The sequence below is a fragment of the Desulfosalsimonas sp. genome, from assembly GCF_046483245.1.
Lineage (GTDB): Bacteria > Desulfobacterota > Desulfobacteria > Desulfobacterales > Desulfosalsimonadaceae > Desulfosalsimonas.
This window is the reverse complement of sequence record NZ_JAWODO010000046.1, coordinates 19,313-37,311: the sequence shown is the minus strand read 5'-3', so window position 1 is coordinate 37,311 and position 17,999 is coordinate 19,313. Positions and strand designations below refer to the sequence as shown.

Here is a 17,999-nt window from a genome sequence, read left to right as displayed (position 1 = left end):
TTTCAACCTGCCAGCGATCTATGCTCGCTTCCACGATTTCCCGGGTGCTCCAGTCGATGTTGTCTGTAATGATGATGTTTTTTCCGAGCATGGCTTCTTTCCGGTTCACCTGGTACGGATCTTTGCGGAAGCTCATTTTCAGGCCGCCTTTTGTTTGCTCGAATGCCAGCTGATAAAATTCCGGTGATATGTGCAGTTGTTGGCAGCGCCATATATACCGCTCTTTTATGACTTCCGGATCCCGCCATTGGGGTGAGTCGTTTGCTTTGACCTTTGCGCGCATGGAAAGCAGTTCATTGCGAAGCATCTCCAGCTTGCTTTCGAGGGTATACCCCTGCTTTCTGGCGGTTCTCGGGTTGTAGGTGATAATTACCGTTCGCTCTTTGCCCCAGTATTCACCTTTGGTCCGATATGCAAGCAGGCAGTCTTCTTCCTGGCCGCAAGCCTTTAGTTGACGGTTCTTTTCCATGTCAACGGGCTCAAAATGATCCAGGTTAACCGTTGCTAAATCCTGGGCAAAATAAGTGGAATACGTTGTAATGAAGTGGATCCTGGAGTGTTTGTCAATCCAGGTGAAGTTGTCTTCCGAGTTCATGCCCTTGTCAATCACGACCGTAAGCCGCTGCTTGGTGTCGTAAAGCCCGCATACGATGCCGAACATCTCATCCATTATGGCTTCAAAGTGCCGACTGTCATGGAGATTGCCCGGATATACACTGTAATGCAATGGAAGTTGTGATCCACTGGCCGGATATGCTGGATTGCGGTGTGTCCATACCATTTTGCAAGCTGGTTTTTGCTCACCGCTTCCACCATCCGGTTCCAGATGCAATAAAGGAAGTATTCGCCCATGCTGGGACCGGATTCCCGGTCGGCCCGGGGAATATGCTCGTCAATGATATCTGCAAGATCAATGTCCCGATCGATCTGCTGCGCAAGCCAGAGAGAACCGAATTCCTCGACCTTGAGCGTATGGACCTCCGTATCCTGTTCGCTGGCCAGTTCAGCTACCCGAGCCGGAGAGCCGATGTAGGTCTGGGAAATCACTTTAGGTTTGCCATCGACACGGGCAATTTCCCGGACATATAAGTAGGGTCTTCCCTTTTTCTTTTTGATGTGGAAATGAACCATGCCCATACAATATATGGTAGGGTCTTATAAGTCAAGCATAAAATGCATGAAAAGCTGAAACAATCTGATTGTTTGGGTATGGTCACGATATATTAAGAGGGGCCTTACAAGGACGGGCACCGAAAACCCCCGCCATTATTGGAATTTGGGAGTTTTGAGGGGTTCATCTCTGAAATTCCTGTCTGTGCCGGATTTCCTTATGTTTTTTAATCCTTGCAAGTCATGTGGCAAACTCCGGTCGGGGTTTCCACGGCATACGGGAAATATTTTCGTTTAAACCACAGGGCCACATTGACCAGCGAGATCAGCACCGGCACCTCCACCAGCGGGCCGATCACCGCGGCAAATGCCACGCCCGAGTTGATGCCGAACACGGCAACGGCCAGCTCGAAGTTGTTGGATGCCGCGGTAAACGACAACGTGGTGGATTGCTCGTAGGTGGCCTTGAACTTCATGGACATGTAAAAGGTGATCAGAAACATAACCACGAAATAGATGCAAAGCGGAATGGCGATGCGCACCACGTCAAGCGGCAGCTTTACGATGTATTCGCCCTTGAGCGAAAACATGACCACGATGGTAAACAGCAGCGCGATCAGGGTGAGCGGACTGATTTTGGGGATGAATTTTTCCATGTACCAGTCATTGCCCTTGGTCTTCAGGCCGATGAAGCGCGAGATAATCCCGGCGATAAACGGGATGCCCAGGTATATGAACACGCTTTCGGCAATCTGGCCGATGGTGACATCCACGGCCGCGCCCTCAAGCCCGAACCAACCCGGCAGAATTGTGATGAAAAACCAGGCATAAACAGAGAAAAAAAGCACCTGGAAAACCGAGTTAAATGCCACCAGTCCGGCGCAGTACTCGGCATCGCCCCGGGCCAGCTCGTTCCAGACCAGCACCATGGCAATGCAGCGCGCCAGACCGATTATGATCAGCCCACCATGTATTCGTGATGGCCGGACAGAAATGCAATGGCCAGCAGGAACATCAAAACGGGACCGATCACCCAGTTCTGCACCAGGGACAGGCCCAAAATTTTGTAATCCCGAAACACCTCGCCGAGTTTCTCATATCGCACCTTGGCCAGGGGCGGATACATCATCAGAATCAAGCCGGCGGCAATCGGAATGTTGGTGGTGCCCACGGTCACATGATCCAGCAGGTCTGTGACCCCCGGATAGAAGTAGCCGGCCAAAACCCCTGCGGCCATGGCCAGAAAGATCCACAGGGTCAAAAACCGGTCGAGAAGGGGCAGTTTTTTTGCGGTGGATTCGGTCATGTTTTTTTCTCCAAAAGTACTATTCAAATTTGAATTCGGAAAGATAAGCGTCCAGCTTCTCCTTGTTTTCCGGGTCGATCTCCGGGCAGTCCTCAGCCCCGCGGCCGCCTTCGGCGGCTTGAACGGCAAAGACCATGCAGGTAGGCTGTCCGCATTTTCTGCAATTGGTTTTGGGCAGAAGTTTTAGAATTTCAAATATCTGCGGCTTTGCCCGGCTTTCTTCGCTGGGAGTGATGGTGTCTTTTTCCGCCCAGACCCGGTTGATCTCGTTTTTGAGCCAGTTCATGATCTTGTCGGCTTCCTGCTCATCTGCGAGCGCGTTGATAGCAATCTCGGCAGCCCCGACCTTGATCATCTTGCCGTGCACGTGGAGCATGACCGCGGGCGGATCCCTGAAATACTGGATACCGCCCAGCTCTGCATTCAGGTAGGGCAGGGCGGCCGAGATGTCCTGGTCCAGCCGGGCAATGCAGTGCACCGATTCAAAGCTCGGGTTGCACTTCGGCCGGAAGATGTTTTTTGTGTAGGACTTTAGCAGCATTGCGTTTCCCCTGTATGAACCTATCCTTTTTACTTGATCCACTTCAGGACATCGTCTTTTTTCGGGATCTTGCCCACGGACTTGACCTCGCCGTCGACAACCACAGCCGGGGTGCCAAAAACCCCGTATTTTGCGATTTCCATGGTGTCGGTAACTTTTTCCACACTGGCCTCCATGCCGGCATCAGCCAGAGCCTGGTTGACTGTTTCTTCGGTCTGCTGGCATTTTGGGCATCCAGGACCCAGTACTTTGATATCCATGTCAAACCTCCTTTTTTTAATGAGCTTTATAAATCATTCTCTTTATTTATATTTGAGCCTGAACCTTTCGACTGCGGGGAATTTGCGTCCGGCAGACTTCCTCGCGCCGGATTTCAGGGAGCTTGCGGTTCAGTTCGGCCACTTCAGGATCATCTTCGAGCCAGTGCCTTAGATTGCCCAGCATGCTATCTGCATAGGGGCTGTCTGATCCGTCCGCCAGGGTATAGTTTACCCACAGGCCATCTTTTTTATATGTTGCCAAGCCCGCTTCCTCCAGGATTTTTAAATGCTTGCTGGCCGTGGACTGCGCGATTCCCAGGGCTTCCTGGATTTCGCATACACACATCTATCTGCGTTGAAGCATCTTTGCAATTTTGACCCGTGTCGGATCAGACAAGGCTTTCATAACTTTTGTGAATTTTTTTCATTTTTTCTGCCTCCGGATATACAATGGCCCGGTTTTGGTCTGCCGCTATTATTTATATCGTTTAAATGTAATATAAAAATAGTTTTTCAGACTGTCAAGAAGGAAGTATAAAGGGTATGTTTGATTGTATTAGAAAGATAAATTGTGATTTGGGGGTATAAATTTCGTATCAGTATTTGTAATATTGCATGGTTTTCGGGATCAATCACTTGATATTGGCAATTCGATTGTCGTTTCCCTGATGGACGTTTAAGAATTAATGCAGGCTTTTCTTCTTTTGCTTTGCCATACAATGCCAGAAGGCAACTGAGCGACTCCTTCAATTTTATACCAGTGGATTTGTTGGTGATCTGAAAACCCACGACATAACTTGCCACGGAGGGCAATATTTTCGCGGCGCCTGTAAGTTGCATCTTGAATTTGGCATTCCTCTCCGACCCCAAATTAGCATTATTGGAACGGCATAGTCGAACGCTAATCAATGCATGGTGCATTTTTCAGCAAGGGAATATTTTTTTTAGTTTAAGCCAAAAAAAAGATTGACACAGGGATTCCCAACGATAATTTAGAAGTTATGATAAAGCCAAACCAGTCGTAAGATTGGGACGGAAAGTCACGGGTCTTTTCGATACTGGTTTTCCCTTGATTTAGTTTTGAGATAGCCGGACTGCCATTTACATGTGGCGGTTCGGCTTTTTTTATAACCAATTGAAGAGGAATGGAGGAAAAACCCGATATTATGGATCATACCGGGTTTTTCAAAAACCCTGGCCCATCTGCAATCGAACCTTATTCAAAAGAAAGGAGTAGGGAGATGCAAAAGAAAATTTTTCTGTTCATCGTTTCATTAATGCTTACTACAGCATTTTCCACAGTTGGTTTTGCCGCCTCCGTGCCTGCCCCCAGCACCGGAGGGCAAGGATTTGAAGCTGTAAGCCTTGAACAAGCAAAAAAACTCCATGACCAGGGGGCAACCCTAGTGGCATGCCACAGTCATACCACTGATTTCATGAAGGGGCATCCTTCCGGCACAATCCACATCACTTGTTTAGTTCCAAAAGATCACAAAAGCACTGATATGCCACTTAGCGAAGTTGATTTCGACATAGCACAGCTTCCCAAAGATAAAAATACGGCAATTATGACCTATTGCGCATCAGACACATGATGGAAATCATATCATGCCGCCAGGTTGGCGGTCGCCAATGGTTATACGAATGTTTACTGGATGAGAGACGGCATAAAGGGATGGAAAAGTGCTGGGTATCCTACAGTAGGCGAAGCGGACCTTCTAAACGCCCTCATCGAGGTGAATAAGAACGATTTTGCCGCATTCGTTATAGCTGAAGAAAAAGCCCGGGAACTAAAAAAATGTGAATTTGTCGATTTTCGGGATTATAGAAAGTTTGAAAAGGGGCATATTAAGGGTGCCAGTCATGTAGACTATGACGATATGTTTTCAAAGCCTATGATGGAAAAACTTAATAAAAGTAATGACTTGGTTATCATTCACGATATTCCACAGGTTGCAGGGGTCATTGCTGCAACGCTTAAGCTAATGGACTACCCAAGTGTGCATATCCTGAAATAGGTGAAGAAAGATTGAATTCCGGGTATGATCCTAGTTTTCGTTCGGGCACTATTGAATCATCATCAAGATCAAACTCAGGGTACAGTTTTTTTGCATACTCAGGGCATATGCTGTGGGTAAAATCTAAATCGACATACTTCTTGCTAAGGAATGTAATATTCCCAGGTTTCTTGAAATTTGCACAAAGGGTATTTTAACGCGGGCGAATGAATTCCCGGGGAAATTTTGGGAGGATTTTTTTATGTCTGAAGGCAGTATCAAAAAGATTGTTTCCGATCGGGGTTTTGGTTTTATTATCCCGGAAGGGGGAGGTCAAGACGTATTCTTTCACGTTTCCGCTCTTGAGGGAGTAAAAATTGAAGCTCTAGGAGAAGGAGAAAAGGTGGAGTATGAGACGGAGATAGGGGATAAAGGCCCCAAGGCCACTGTGGTTAGGAAAAGGTAAAAAATTTCAACCGTTACCGAAAAGAAGAGGCAAGACCGTGAGCGGAGACCGTAAGAACAAGCCCTTCGGTCCTTAAAGATCGAAGAGGGGGGTAATATGGACTTTGAAAAGAATGAAATTGCGGCTATTTACATTAATGAGGCTGTTGTTTGTACCAATTGCATGACGGATGAAGATTGGAACCTGCTGACACAGGATCGTGTTATTACCCGGAAAGAAGAGGATGAAAAAGACAAGATTTTTTTCTGCGATAGGTGTGGTGAGCCAATTTAACAACGAGTCTTGGATTGGGAAGCACTTCCGGCAAAATAATTCTTGATAAATGTATGCCTTCAAAGGCGTAACATTTCTGGGTAGGGTTAATTTAAGAGGCCCATGAAAGCCAATCCTGCAGAAAAAGCCCAATACTTGATTGAAAAGCTGTCAAATTTACCGTCATCAAAGAAACACTGGAGACAGTGCAGAAGTGTTTGAAGAAAGGAAGTGTGGATGTAAATAAACCGGCCGAATATCCAATTTGCCCGGATTGCGGAAATCCATCTGAATCCTTACAGCAGCAGGTGGTTGATGACGAGGGATACCCGATCATAATTACCTCGTGTCCAGCTTGCGGTTGGATTCAAGGGATGGGAATGCACCGCAAGCAGCAGTCACTGGATTGAGGAACGTTTTCTCGCCGGGGGAGCCTCCTGATTGAGCACGCAATGCAGCATTCCAAGGTTTCCTGAAATTTGCAAAATGGTTCTGGCAATCATTTTTGGCCTGGCTCTCCGGATCAATTTTGCATATTGCAGCTTTCAATTTGCCTAATGTGCCAAGAATTATCCGGCAGCCTAAAGTATAAGCGCCAACCATCCGATTTATAATATTTGGGTACATCCGGTTCATTTGATGTACTGGATTAAATGTGATAAGGTCATGTTCTTATTAGAGTTAAAATTGAACGTGATCTTTATGAAAGCCGTTGGATATCTATCGGCTCGTCGCACCTGCGGGGATCTTATGACTGCCAAACCGGCCTATGAAGAACTGGAACAGGAACTAAAAACTCACCGACAAGAAGTTCAAAAATACCGCCAGTTAATCGAAAACCTGAACGAAGTGCTCTTCATGTTGGAGCTTGATGCAAAGGTCACATATGTTTCCCCCAACATCAAAAACATCAGTGGATATAACCCGGAAGAAATTGTCGGCCGTAGGTTTACCGATTTCGTGCATTCCGAGGATCTATCAGATCGCATCCATTCTTTCCAGAAAGTTATTTCAGGCCAAAAGGTAACAACGGAATACCGATACCTTACAAAAAATGGCGGAATGGTATGGGTTATGACCAATGCCAGGCCGGTTTTTGAAGGAAAAGAGGTCGTCGGAATTCAGGGTATGCTAGTCGACATCACCGACCGCAAGCAGGCCGAAGAAGCCTTAAAAGAGCAATCCCGCACGCTTAATGAAAGAAATAAGGAATTGAGCTGCCTTTACGGCATATCCAGGCTTGTAGAGGATCGGGACAACTCGCTCGATGATATCCTTCAGGGCACCGTAAACCTTCTTCCTGATTCCTGGCAATATCCCGAAGCTGCATGCGCGCGGATAAAGTTTGAAGACCGCGTTTATGTAACCGGAAATTTCCGCGAAACCTCCCGGCGCCAAGCCCAGGACATCATTTCAGAAAAACAGGTGGTCGGGTGTGTGGAAATTTTTTATCTGGAAGAAAACCCCCCGGCTCATGAAGACCCTTTCATTAAAGAAGAAAAGGAATTGATTGATGCTGTGGCTGAAATGCTCGGCAATATAATCGAGCACGTACACGCACAAACCCGGCTGCGCCGGAGTGAGCAAAAATTCAGGGATATTTTCCACGGTTCCAATGACGCTGTTTTTATCCACTACATCTCGGGGCAAATCATAGAGGTAAACCAAGTCGCCTGCAGCAGGCTCGGCTACAGCCGTGAGGAACTTCTGCTCATGACGACCATGGACCTTGATGACGATGAATATTTAGGCACCGGGCCGGAACGAATTCAGGATATTGATCAGCAGGGCTCCCTGGTGTTTGAATCGGCTCACCGGTGCAAAGACGGTAGCACAATTGCCATTGAGATAAGCAGCCGCAGAATTGACTATGAGGGTATAAACTGTATACTCTGCATTGCCCGGGATATCACCGAGCGGAAAAAGGTAGAGCAGGAAAGAGAGAAACTACAAGCCCAGCTTCGCCAGTCCCAGAAAATGGAGGCAATAGGGACACTGGCAGGCGGCATTGCCCATGATTTCAACAACATTTTATCCTCCGTGCTCGGATATACCGAACTATCACTGGAGGAAGCTGAAAAAGACTCGCTTGTGCATCAAAATCTGTCTCAGGTGCTTGCCGCAGGCAACCGTGCCAAAGATTTGGTCAAACAAATTTTGAGACTCAGCAGGCGGGAAGAACAGGAGTTTGTGCCTACACCAATTGTTTCCTTGGTCAAAGAAGCGCTGAAAATGCTGCGCTCCACATTTCCCGCAACCATTGAGATTCAAGAAAACATTCGCACCGAACAGGCAATTGTCCATGCCGATCCCACACAGCTCCATCAGGCCATTATCAACCTGGCGACCAATGCCAGGGATGCCATGGGTGATGGGAGCGGAGTACTGGAAATTTGCCTGGAGCCTGTCAGCTTTGACCAAACCATCAGGAAAAAATCTCCGGACATAATGCCCGGAGACTACATATGCATCGCTATAATCGACACCGGATGCGGCATTTCAGATCAATATCTAAATAAAATTTTCGAGCCTTATTTTACCACCAAGGAAAAAGGAACCGGCACCGGGCTGGGGCTTTCCATGGTTCACGGCATCATAAAAAGCCACAAAGGACATATTTCCGTCCACAGCGAGTCTGGCAAGGGGACTGCTTTCTACATATACCTCCCGCTTGCTGAACAAAGCCGGCCCGTATCGCCGGCACGAAAACAGGAGCCGTTGCCGACAGGCATCGAAAAAATTCTCCTGGTGGACGATGAACAGCCGATTATTGAGATACAGCAGCGAATTCTTGAGCGCCTGGGCTATCAGGTCACCCCGAGAACGAGCAGCATTGAAGCTTTGGAGGCTTTTCGTGCGAATCCAGATAAATTCGATGTACTCATAACCGATACGACAATGCCGAATATGACCGGAGACAGACTCGCCAGAGAAGTGAAACAAATCCGGCCGGGTTTGCCGGTTGTTTTGTCCACTGGCTTTAGCGAAAAAGTAAACAAGAACAATAAAGAAGATTTGGGAGTTGACGGGTTTTTAATGAAACCGGTAACTAAAACGGATTTGGCAGAAATGGTAAGGAAAGTATTGGATAAGAGTGGAAACGATTAAGTGATATTAACGGTATGAACTATTGAAAAAATTGAAGAAAAATCTAGATTTTTTATTTTGGGTGTGCTATAGCCCTGAATATGGACATCAAACGACCGATTTTTATTCACGGTTTATCTGTTTGCTGATACTTTTTGAAGGTGCTGGCGATACGGCGGGCACAATGGCCCGGCGGCTGGCCAAAGAGATGGAATCCTTGTGGTTGTTTCTTGATCAGCAGGGTGTTGAACCCACCAACAATCATGCTGAGAGAGCCTTGCGTTTTGGAGTGCTGTGGCGCAAACGCAACAACGGGACCCAAAGTGACAAAGGCGATCGCTGGGCCGAACGGAACTCATGAATATCTAAGAAGCCACACGACAAGACTTCGACCAGGTCTGCCCAATTTTCCGGTTCAAGTTGCCATTGTTGGCCTTATATTGATTGGGTTGATTGGATGTGCAAGTATGAAGGCTCCAACTGTTACCGATTTTGACCAGATTGCAGCAGCAAAGAGTGCATATGTTGTTGAGGCCAACACCTCTACAGACGAAATGCGGTTGGCAGTTCAAAAGGCTATCTCAGATATAGGAATCGCACTCCCGGCCTTTCTTTCGCCTTATCAATCTTAATGATATCTCTTGTTGCGCCTCGTGTCGATTTGCTGCCCGGAAGCCTGTGTATCGGCTTTCTTCTGCCAGAACGGGTGGATCAGGTCTTCGAAAATGGTCAGTGCGGCGGCCGAGCCTTGGCCGCTGGCAATCACAATCTGGTTGAAGCCGCCGGTGACATCGCCGGCGGTATAAATACCCTCGATGTTGGTCCGGTGGTTTTCGTGGGCGATATAGCCCTGGGGAGTCAGGCGGACCCCGAGTTTTTGGGCAAGATCCACCGCAGGTTCATATCCGATGGCAACAAAGATTCCGTCCACTTTTACTTCCTGCTTTTTCCCGGTCTGGTTGTTTTCCAGGACAGCCTTTTGCACGCTTCTGTCACCCAGTATTTCCTTTGCTTCTGTGTTGTAGATTACCGGAATGCCGGTTTCTGTTATTTGCCGGGCGAGGTAGTCCTGGGCATCGAGACGGTCTTTCCAGTGCACGATGGTCACATCCACGCCAATATTGTGCATGTGCAGGGCATCGGTTGCCGCACTGTCACCCCCGCCGACGATGATCACCTTCCGGCCCTTGAAAATGGGACCGTCGCATGTGGAGCAATAGCTCACCCCCCGCCCGGAAAGTCTGGATTCGCCGGGAATGTTCAATTTACGGTGCCTGGCACCGGTTGCAAGCAAGATGGCCCTGGTAAAAAATTTCCTGCGGTTTGTCTTTACGGTAAACTGCCGGGATTGGACCGGATCCTTTTCCACTTCAAGCACTTCTTCGCTCTGGAAAATCCGGACATACTCCAGGGCGTGGGAAACCATCATGTCCACAAGCGCCTTGCCACCCACCTGGTTGAAACCGGGATAATTTTCCACCATCGGCGTGATGGCCACCTGTCCGCCCAAAGCCTCCCGTTCGATGATCACAGCATGAAATCCGCTCCTGGCCGCGTATATGCCCGCACTCAGCCCGGCCGGTCCGCCGCCGACGATAACAAGATCCGCCTCCACCTCCGGGGCGTCGTTGTCCGGGATAAAAATGTTTTGCTGTTCCATTTTGAGCAGGGAAGCGGCAAACAGCTCTTCGGTCTGGGCGCCCAGGGCGATAAGGGTTTCGTTGGCAAAAGCCTGGGGCACGGACTGGGCATCATATTGCTCTGCGATCTCGGGAAAGGCCTGGATGTCGATGATCTCCAGGGAAACTTGATCCGGGTGCGCCATGGCCGCCTTGATGGCATTGATCGCCTGCTGGGGGCAATAGGGGCATGTGGGGCTAACAAAAACCTTCACATGCCGGGGACCGGTAATTTGCTCCAGTACAGAGGCGGCATCCTCTCCCAGGTTGGGATCTTGAAAAGCCAGCAGCAGAATCAGTTCCACCAGGGTGCGCCCCTCTTCTCCCGCCGGGGCGCCCAGCCATCGGATATTGACGGTTTCGGGTTCAAAAACAATGGTGGGAGAATGGGCAACGTTGTATTTGTCTGCCAGGGAATGATCCAGGCCGTAGGTTTTGATAATGATTTTATCGTTAACCTTTCCCACCAGTTGCAGAACCTGCCGGGCCAGGTCATTGTAGGTTTCGTTTTTGTTTTTGCGGGTAAACAGGTAAATATACACCGGTTTTTGAACTGCGGAGAAAATCCGTTCAAGCTCCTTTCGGGTATCTTCATGGTGGTGCTCGTGGTCGTGGCCGCCGTTGTTTTGTTCAGGCATATGACTGGACTCCTTGCATGATTGTGGCTAAAACCGATAAGTAAACCGGGTGGATTTGTTTTTATAAATAATGACCATGAAGTCGATTTTTTGCAAATCACTGAACATTTAGAAACACCCGCAACGGCGGGTCAAAAAAATATGGGATTGATCTGTTTCATAGTTTCGTCGTATACAATTGACAGAGAAGCAATGCAGCGCGTAACGCCGGGTTTTTTCCTAATTTTTCAGACAACTTCTTAAAGGAGGAAAGTACATGAAATCGCAGATGACATTGACGGCAGCCGCCATTTTGGGCCTTGTCCTCTTGATTCAGCATCCTGCATGGTGCAGTGAAAGTGAGAACAAGGAGGCCGGGGCAGCTGAGCAGGTGGAGGAAACCGTGGACAAGGCCGAAGATGCCGCAGAAGTTGCAAAACAAAAGGTTTCCGACCTGATCCGGGACGCGGAAGCCTTTTTTGCCAGGGGGGATCTGGAGGATCTCAAACGGGTGGTGGAAATTTATGAACAGGTCCTTGAAGATGATCCGGACAATTTTGAATTCAACTGGAAATGCGCCCGGGCATGCCGGTACTACGGAGATCTGGCCCAGAAGCGGAAGGTTGACGGCTGGAAGGACATCTGTGCTGAATACGGCAAAAAGGGCATGGAATATGCCGCCCGGGCACGGGAATTGGAACCCGACAAGCCCAACGGGTATTATTACTACGGCCTGTGTGTGGGCACATATTCAGACGGGGTGGGCCTTATCACCGCTTTGAAGGAAGGGCTGAAGAACAAAACCCAGGAAAACCTGGAAAAAGCCTATGAAATGGATAAAGATTTTGAAAACGGCGGCCCCATTGTGGCCCTGGGCCGGTTCTGGCAGGTAGTGCCCTGGCCCTACAATGACAAGGACCGCGCCCTGGAGTTATATCGGGAGTTTCAGGAAACCGAGTATTTTAACACTTCCCATGGTGTGACCACCCATGTGTACATGGCCGAGATCTTAATGGACAAGTGGGGCAGCGAGCCCAAGGAAGAAGCTCGGGATCTGCTGAAAGAGGCGATATCGCTGACGGACAATCCCTACTGGGAGAAAAAAGCCCGGCAGATGATAGATGAGTTATAAGGCAAAACGGTCGCCCGGAAACAATTTCAATACCATAATATCTAAAGAATATTTTTGACAATCCGGGTCCACCGTGTCATAGTTTCAAATTTGTAAAAAGTGCCTGAATACAATAAATACAGGCAGCGCAGGGATTGTTGCAGGAAGATATATGACTCAGCAGGCAGTGAAAAAGGAACTGGCCCGGGCCGCCCGGGAGCTGAAGGAGCTCCTTGACCGGGCGGCGGGGCAAATATCGTCGGGCGAAAGCCGGGAGCTGGAGCAATGGCGGCATTTATGCGAAAATTGCCGGCAGCGCCTGGAAGAGGACCTGCTGCGCATGGCCGTGGTGGGCACCATCAAGTCCGGCAAGAGCACATTTATCAACTCCCTGTTTTCCGGTGACTACCTGAAACGGGGCGCAGGTGTCATTACTTCCATTGTCACCCGTGTCCGGCGTTCAGACCTGCTGGAAGCCGTTGTCTATTTCAAGTCCTGGGAGGAGATCAACAGCGAGATCCGGCAGTCCCTGAATCTTTTTCCCTCAGCCGGGTGGCGCTCCTCTGCAGAACCGTTTGATATCCGTAACCAATCCGACCGCCGGGACCTGCGCCAGGCCCTGACCAGCCTGGAAACAGGATACCTGGTCAACCGCGACAGCCGTAGTGTCAGCAGTGTGCTGCTGGATTCTTATCTGCAGGGATACGACAAGGTTGCCGGAATTGTTTCGGATCAGACCGAAACCCGTAGCTATACAGGCCGGAATTTTCACGAACATCAGGCCTTTGCCGGCGACCAGGCGCTGGCGGTTTACCTCAAGGACCTGGAGCTGTTTATCGATTCCGGCGATATGGCTGAAAACATTGAAATTGCCGACTGCCAGGGAAGCGATTCCCCCAATCCCCTGCACCTTGCCATGATCCAGGATTATCTGCACACATCGGACCTGATTATTTATCTGATCAGCAGCCGCACGGGCATCCGCCAGGCGGATCTCAAATTTATGTCCATGATCAAACAGATGGGGGCCATGGGCAATGTGTTGTTTGTGATCAACTGCGATTTTAACGAACATGAAAACCTGGATGATTTAAAGCGTGTAAGGGATCAGGTCCGCCAGGACCTTGCCCTGCTCACCCCCTCTCCGGCGGTATACACGTTTTCATCCCTTTATGCCCTGTTTTTGGATATCCGTGATTTTCTGACGGAAAAGGACCGGGCCCGCCTGGACCAGTGGCGCGGCGACCAGGCCCTTGCCCAATTTTCCCAAAAGGAAAAAACCCGGTTTGAGGCGGATTTTAATCACCTGATCACTGAGCATCGCTACATGCTGCTGCTTAAAAATCAGCTCCAGCGAATGGAAACCGTATCTTCGGATTTTGCGCAATGGCTGGCATTTAACCAGAAAGTTTTCTCATCGGATGCCAGCGGAGCAGATGCACTGGTCAGCCAGATCCGGGAGCAGCAGAAAAAGACCGAAAAAATCCGGTCCATGATCAACAGCACCTTTGACGGTGCCTGCAGACAGCTGAAAAAAGAGTTGAAAACCAATACAGACCGGTTTTTTGACCTTCGCCACGGACAGGTGGTGCCGGCTGTGGTGGATTTTATCCGCAGCTATCATATTTCGCCGGATCAATACCGGGCCATGCTTTCGGAAAACGGGTTGTCTGAAACCCTGCTTGTGGTGTTCCAGGATTTCAAGGACAGACTCGACGTTTTCATGGCAGAGCAGATCAATCCCCGGCTGTTTGGCTTTGTTGCGGAAAACGAGGCTTATGCATTCGAATACCTGGAATCCATCTGCCGGCCTTATGAAAGCATGATCCGCGAAACCCTTGCGGATTTTGGACAACACGGCGGGCCCGGGCAGGAAAACAGCGACCGGCAATCCGTCGGCAAACCGGCGCCGGTATCCATTGACGGGGTGAAAAAGGCCCATGGTATTGCCATGCCCAATGCGGCGGCCACTTTTGATTACACCCGGGGCATTCAGACCGAGGCCTTCATGAAGCTCGGGTTTTTCCGCATGGTTCAGGGGATTAAAAAACTGGTGAACCGATCCGGATCTGCCGGAAACGCGGACTTTTCCGCCCTGGAAAGCGGTGTAGCCAGGATGAAACAGGAAACCGAGGCCACGGTGGTGTTTCATTTCAAAAATTACCGGGAAAATCTTAAGTTCCAGTATCTGTTTCTGCTCATTGATGCGGTGGCCGGGGAAATGAGCCAGTGGCTGATCCAGCGCTTTCAAACATACGCAACGGATTTGAACCGGATCCGGGAGATCGGCAACAGAAGCCAGGAGGAAAAGAAACATTCCCTGGCGGAAATGGCGGAAATGATTTCCGAACTTGAGCGGATCAAGGGCCAGGTGAACAGCCTGGAAAAGTCCCTGGGCCGGCAAAGCCCTGGAGGCGGCGGGGCGGGCACAGGCGATAAGGACCCGTAACCCATGATAAGGAGGTGACAATGGCGGCAAAGCAGGCGCGTTTTGTGGCGGTGGCCAATGAAAAAGGGGGCGTGGGCAAAACCGCAATGGTAATCAATCTCGGCGCGGCCCTGTCTGCGATGGGCAAGCGAATTTTGATCGTTGACATGGACCCCCAGCACAATGCCGGAAGCGGCCTGGGCATTGAAGCCGATGATGAGGCCATAACCGTCTATGACCTGATGTCCGCCCCGGACCAATACAACGCCGCAGATGCGGTTTTTCCCACAAAATGGAAAAACCTGGAGCTCATCGCCTCCCATATTGATCTGGCCGGTGCGGAATTGGAGCTGGTGGAAGCCGAGGGCCGGGAAAACCGCTTAAACATGGCCCTGAAGGGATTGGCAACAAAGTATGACGTCATTCTCATGGACACCCCGCCGAGCCTGTCGCTGCTGACCATCAACGTGTTTGCCTTCTGCCGGGAAGTGCTGGTGCCCTGCCAGACCCATCCCTATGCGTTCCGCGCCCTGACAGACCTGTTTGACACCATTGAGGCCGTACAGGAGGAGATCAACCCCGAATTGCGGATCTCCGGACTTGTGCCCACTTTCTTTGATCAGCGCACCCGGGTCAGCAACATGATTCTGGACCGGCTGCGAAGCGATGAACGCTATTCCCACATGCTTTATGACACGGCCATTCGCGCCAACACCACCATTGCCGCAAGCACTGAGGCGGCCAAGCCCGTGGTGTTTTACCGCAAAACCAGCAACGGCGCACGGGATTTTACAGCCCTGGCAGCGGAATTTCTCAAAAGGGCGCCATAGCCGGCCGTTTTTGCCGGGTTCTCTAATATTTTTTTTCAGCCGATGTGTCCAGAAACACCAGGGCCTGCGCCCATACCGTCTGGCAGGTTTCCCAGGAAAACCCGCGGCGGTTGAGGTATTGATAGAATTTTTGCTTCAATTCGGTCCGGTCCAGCTTTGCCCATGTGGCAAGCCGCGGGGCCACGGCCCGCCACGCCGGCCCGGTTTCTTCAAAGTCTGCAAGCATCCGGTCGATGATGGCTTCAGCCACGCCTTTCTGCCGCAGTTCATGGCGCAGGGCAAATTCCCCCCTTGGCCGGCTGCGGCAGCGGCTTTCAATCCACATGCGGGCAAAGGATTTATCATCAATGTAACCGTAGGATTCCAGCCGGTAGATTGCGTTTTGGACCGCAGGCCCGGAAAATCCCTTTTTCTCGAGATACCCCTTTATTTCCGCACGGCTGCGGGGCCGGTACTGCAGGTAGTGCAGGCACCGTTGAAAGGCTTTTTGCTTTTCATCCTCGTGCAGGAGCCGTTGTTTTTCCTCAGGGGTCAGTACCGCACCCACCTGAAGCGATGCCGCCAGTTTTTCAGACAATGAAAAGGCATACTCGCCGTCAACAAATATATTGCAGCGCCCCCGGTTTTTCTTTTGTGGGGAAATGGCGGTAATGGACGAACTCATTTTTCCGAAGCTGCGGGCCGGTCCTGCGGCGGTGGGGACAATTGATCCGGGTCGCTGGCATCATCTGCGGATTTATCGCCGGAAAAATCTTCATCTTCAATGGGCCTGGAAATGTTGTCAAACACTGCCTGATCCGGTGCCATGTTGGCCAGCTCATTTAAGGCCTTTCTGACTTCCCGGCTGCCCTCGGTGTAGATTTCATGGACCTGTGCATATTCGTTTTTCAGGGTTTTTACAGGATAGCGACCGCTGGTTTTCTGAAGGTAACGAAATACCAGGGGGCCCACGGACTGCCAGTTGTCTTTGCGGGTCTGGGTATCCAGGGAAATGATGGAATCGGTTTTTTTGCGCCACCTGCGCTGAAAGGCCTTCATCATGATGCGCATGGGACCGTAAATCCAAAAAGCCAGCCCTGCGCCAAAGGCCGCTACTGCAAGGACCATGGCCCATGGATCAGTCATGGCGCCGGCCAAGCCGAAAATCACGGCCCCGTATGCAGCCGCCCCGCTCAGAAAAAGGCTCAAAACCGCCCCGATCAATGTGAGCTTGAGCTGGAATTTTTGTGTTCTTTTTCTGTGGGTCAGCAGGGCCTCGAGAAACTGGTCAAGGCGTTCGGAATGGGTTTCGATAAACGAGGCCAAGTTGTCAAGCCGCCGGCGCGGGGCGTCCAGTACCGATTCCCGGAGCTTTTTGCGCTGATTCTGGAGATGATAAAGAAAGTCGTGTGAGCCGGGCCGGCTGTTGTCAGATTTGCCGGCCGCCCGGGAGGAGTAGGTCAGATGGATGGCCGGAATGTCTTTTCGGCCCGTTATCTGAGACAGATTCCAGCACAGGGTCCCGTAGACCTGGAGCAAATCACTTAAGGATGAACATTCATCAATTCGGTTGAGCACAAAAAGAACCCGGTCCTCAAAGGTTCGGGCGGAGATGGTCTCGCGCAGGCTGGTGTGGGCCTCGCGCACGGTGCCGGCCTTGTGCGGGTCAAAAAGCACCAGCACCAAGTCGGCCAGCTGGGCCAGATCCCCGATCACGTCCTGATAATTGTAGCCCCGGTCCCGTTCCGTGATGGAATCGAGCATGCCGGGTGTGTCAATGACGGCAAGGTTTCTGAGAAACGGGGAATTGACCTTTTTGAGCCGGAAATGGGAGGCAAAGCGCTGCCCGTGTTTTTTCAGGATTTCAAATGGATAATCCGGATCATTTAGCAGATATTTTCCGTCGCGCTTTTCCGTGACCCGGACTGTGTCCTGTTCAGCGGCCGCATCATCATAGGTGATAATCGTAAAGGAATCATCTGTGGGGGCCTGGCCCACCGCCTGCACATCCCCGCCCAGAAATTCGTTGATCAGGGTTGACTTGCCCGAGGAATAGTTGCCCACCACCAGCACAAGCGGGCGCCACTTGATGGTACTCTCCAGGGCCACGTCCGAGTAGCCGTATTTGAGCGCCACAGGCGAGAGCCCGTCGCGCACCATTTCCACCATTTCCAGGCGCAGTGCGTTTATGTAGTTTTCCCGATACATTCTTTTTCTTTATCAATAAATATCAGGCAGGTCAAGCGCTGGTAAGGACCCGGAAACCAGAGGAAACAAAAGCACAATTCGGGAAAATTGATTGAACACCCTTGAATATCAGGTTGTTTCCGGTTAGG

General features: G+C 50.3%; 16 protein-coding genes, 3 pseudogenes and 1 riboswitch. Of the genes and pseudogenes, 10 read left to right on the top strand and 9 right to left on the bottom strand.

Features of this window, described 5'->3' with window-relative positions; genetic code table 11:
- Positions 1–46: 46 nt before the first annotated feature.
- The 6 genes and pseudogenes from R6U41_RS04845 to R6U41_RS04820 all read right to left on the bottom strand — a co-directional run.
- Positions 47–781 (bottom strand): annotated as a pseudogene (locus R6U41_RS04845) (transposase); the annotation flags it as partial.
- Entirely contained in the window at positions 670–1,047 is a 378-nt protein-coding gene (locus tag R6U41_RS04840; RefSeq protein ID WP_410268706.1) for a hypothetical protein, read from the bottom strand. The gene R6U41_RS04840 and the pseudogene R6U41_RS04845, both read right to left, overlap by 112 nt.
- A gap of 290 nt (positions 1,048–1,337) precedes the next feature.
- Positions 1,338–2,416: pseudogene (arsB, locus tag R6U41_RS04835) on the bottom strand (ACR3 family arsenite efflux transporter).
- A 19-nt stretch (positions 2,417–2,435) separates the two neighbouring features.
- A complete protein-coding gene (locus R6U41_RS04830; RefSeq protein ID WP_410268705.1) occupies positions 2,436–2,957 on the bottom strand; it encodes a (Fe-S)-binding protein in 522 nt (173 codons plus the stop codon).
- 29 nt (positions 2,958–2,986) lie between these two features.
- Positions 2,987–3,217 (bottom strand): thioredoxin family protein, encoded by a 231-nt coding sequence (locus R6U41_RS04825; RefSeq protein WP_410268704.1) that lies wholly within the window; start codon positions 3,215–3,217, stop codon positions 2,987–2,989.
- A gap of 46 nt (positions 3,218–3,263) precedes the next feature.
- The gene (locus tag R6U41_RS04820; RefSeq protein ID WP_410268703.1) at positions 3,264–3,563 is read right to left on the bottom strand and encodes an ArsR/SmtB family transcription factor; all 300 of its coding nucleotides are present in this window, start codon (positions 3,561–3,563) and stop codon (positions 3,264–3,266) included.
- A gap of 653 nt (positions 3,564–4,216) precedes the next feature.
- Positions 4,217–4,319, top strand: a riboswitch (cyclic di-GMP riboswitch).
- A 43-nt stretch (positions 4,320–4,362) separates the two neighbouring features.
- Here R6U41_RS04820 and R6U41_RS04815 point away from each other — a divergent pair.
- The 7 genes and pseudogenes from R6U41_RS04815 to R6U41_RS04785 all read left to right on the top strand — a co-directional run bounded on the left by R6U41_RS04815 (position 4,363) and on the right by R6U41_RS04785 (position 9,651).
- Positions 4,363–4,812: a hypothetical protein gene (locus R6U41_RS04815; protein ID WP_410268702.1), complete on the top strand. Its 450-nt coding sequence runs from the start codon at positions 4,363–4,365 to the stop codon at positions 4,810–4,812.
- A 60-nt stretch (positions 4,813–4,872) separates the two neighbouring features.
- On the top strand, positions 4,873–5,235 hold the full coding sequence (locus tag R6U41_RS04810) for a rhodanese-like domain-containing protein (protein ID WP_410268701.1): 363 nt from the start codon (positions 4,873–4,875) through the stop codon (positions 5,233–5,235).
- Positions 5,236–5,476: 241 nt separating this feature from the next.
- Complete coding sequence (locus R6U41_RS04805; protein WP_410268700.1) at positions 5,477–5,680, top strand: cold-shock protein; 204 nt, start codon at positions 5,477–5,479, stop codon at positions 5,678–5,680.
- A gap of 96 nt (positions 5,681–5,776) precedes the next feature.
- The gene (locus tag R6U41_RS04800) at positions 5,777–5,953 is read left to right on the top strand and encodes a hypothetical protein (protein WP_410268699.1); all 177 of its coding nucleotides are present in this window, start codon (positions 5,777–5,779) and stop codon (positions 5,951–5,953) included.
- A gap of 729 nt (positions 5,954–6,682) precedes the next feature.
- On the top strand, positions 6,683–9,040 hold the full coding sequence (locus R6U41_RS04795) for a PAS domain S-box protein (RefSeq protein WP_410268698.1): 2,358 nt from the start codon (positions 6,683–6,685) through the stop codon (positions 9,038–9,040).
- Positions 9,041–9,194: 154 nt separating this feature from the next.
- A pseudogene (locus tag R6U41_RS04790) lies at positions 9,195–9,371 on the top strand (transposase); the annotation flags it as partial.
- Positions 9,343–9,651 (top strand): hypothetical protein, encoded by a 309-nt coding sequence (locus R6U41_RS04785; RefSeq protein ID WP_410268697.1) that lies wholly within the window; start codon positions 9,343–9,345, stop codon positions 9,649–9,651. The pseudogene R6U41_RS04790 and the gene R6U41_RS04785, both read left to right, overlap by 29 nt.
- On the opposite strand, the gene R6U41_RS04780 is transcribed toward R6U41_RS04785, so the two are convergent.
- A complete protein-coding gene (locus R6U41_RS04780) occupies positions 9,648–11,336 on the bottom strand; it encodes an FAD-dependent oxidoreductase (protein ID WP_410268696.1) in 1,689 nt (562 codons plus the stop codon). The genes R6U41_RS04785 and R6U41_RS04780 overlap by 4 nt on opposite strands.
- A gap of 256 nt (positions 11,337–11,592) precedes the next feature.
- Between R6U41_RS04780 and R6U41_RS04775 the strand changes: the two genes are divergently transcribed.
- The 3 genes from R6U41_RS04775 (at position 11,593) to R6U41_RS04765 (ending at position 15,684) form a co-directional block, all read left to right on the top strand.
- Positions 11,593–12,447, top strand: a complete 855-nt coding sequence (locus R6U41_RS04775; RefSeq protein ID WP_410268695.1) for a hypothetical protein — start codon at positions 11,593–11,595, stop codon at positions 12,445–12,447.
- 151 nt (positions 12,448–12,598) lie between these two features.
- Positions 12,599–14,875, top strand: coding sequence for a dynamin family protein (locus R6U41_RS04770; RefSeq protein ID WP_410268694.1), 2,277 nt, complete (start codon positions 12,599–12,601; stop codon positions 14,873–14,875).
- Between the two features lie 20 nt (positions 14,876–14,895).
- Positions 14,896–15,684: a ParA family protein gene (locus R6U41_RS04765; RefSeq protein ID WP_410268693.1), complete on the top strand. Its 789-nt coding sequence runs from the start codon at positions 14,896–14,898 to the stop codon at positions 15,682–15,684.
- Positions 15,685–15,706: 22 nt separating this feature from the next.
- Here the strand turns inward: R6U41_RS04765 and R6U41_RS04760 are convergent, their stop codons facing one another.
- Complete coding sequence (locus tag R6U41_RS04760) at positions 15,707–16,348, bottom strand: RecX family transcriptional regulator (protein WP_410268692.1); 642 nt, start codon at positions 16,346–16,348, stop codon at positions 15,707–15,709.
- A complete protein-coding gene (locus R6U41_RS04755; protein ID WP_410268691.1) occupies positions 16,345–17,871 on the bottom strand; it encodes a dynamin family protein in 1,527 nt (508 codons plus the stop codon). The genes R6U41_RS04760 and R6U41_RS04755 overlap by 4 nt, the downstream gene beginning before the upstream one ends.
- Between the last annotated feature and the right edge of the window lie 128 nt (positions 17,872–17,999).